Genomic DNA, 1,210 nt, shown 5'->3' on the forward strand with positions numbered 1-1,210 from the left:
ATGCCATCGATAGTGCCATTTTGTAGCGCACTTGCACTGCCGCCATACCCCATAAAGGCAAGGTTGAACTTATCTGGGTCAACACTCAGGCCTTTCATGATCTGACGGCCTGAGTTCTCAGTACCGGAGTTCTTTTTGCCGATAGAGAACTTTTTCCCTTCGAGGTTTTTCAGATCACTAACCGTACCGGTTTTTGCTAAGTCGCTACGAACAATGAAGTGTTCAACGTTTTGCCATAGCATTGAGACTGAACGCAACTTTTCTTGGCGACCGCTTTTCTCGTAAGGACCTTCCCCAGACCAAGCCCACGCACCGTACAAACCTTGCAAAATCGCAAATTGTGCTTCGTTTTCATTCAATAGTTTAACGTTTTCACCAGAGCCAGCAGAGCTGATAGCAGAAAGGGAGAAGTGGTGCTTTGGTGCGAGTTTCACTTTACTTAATGTCGCCAAAGCTACCCCAACTGGGTAGTAAGTGCCACCAGTAGAAGCGGTCGCAAGGATGTAGCTGCGCTCTTCCGCCGCTGCATTTGTCGCGATACCAAAAGATGTCACAGCAATAGCCAGTGCTTTTACGAGCTTATTCATTTTCATTATTACTCTCCGTGTAGTCGTTTCACGATTATGGATTTACATCATGTTAAATCTTTATTAACAACAAAACGCTAAGAGCAACTTAAATGCCAATTTTCAACTCATTGTTTTTATTTAATAAATATAATCTCCCAGCCAAAAATGAGCAAAAACTCGCTCATTTGCCCGTAAACCAATAAGCAAGATATTGCCGACAATAGAATGAGACTAAGCGGTACAACCTCGCAAAACGTTAATGAATTGTGATCGATACAAAAGATTTGCCCTTTTTAGCCATGAGCAAGTTTTTGCCGATAACAAACAAGCATTCAACTCTGTCGCGGAGTTTCCCAACGCAACATCTCTTAGCGAAATAGGTCTAAAAACGTATCTAGTTCATACCAAGTATGAGCACCACTCTAAAGTAGTGTTCACTTATTGAGCAATGCAGCTTAGATAAAAACTCCAAATGATGAACAAAATTCCAACAAAAACGGTCATGTTAACGAACTGAAAAGTTATTTATTCCATTTTAAGATTTAAATTCCAGTTTAAACCACTAACTTAAAGATAAAGATTAACCATATCGACTTATTTTCTCCTTTGGGGTTGTGCCGATCCCATTAAGTTCGTTAGGG

1 protein-coding gene is annotated in these 1,210 nt (G+C 41.0%); it reads right to left on the reverse strand.

Annotated features, from left to right (window positions below; translation table 11 throughout):
- On the reverse strand, window positions 1-593 hold a 593-nt coding region (locus R8N28_RS25720), incomplete at its 3' end, for a TAXI family TRAP transporter solute-binding subunit (protein WP_318183723.1).
- Between the last annotated feature and the right edge of the window lie 617 nt (window positions 594-1,210).

The sequence above is a fragment of the Vibrio sp. Vb1554 genome (assembly GCF_033344235.1).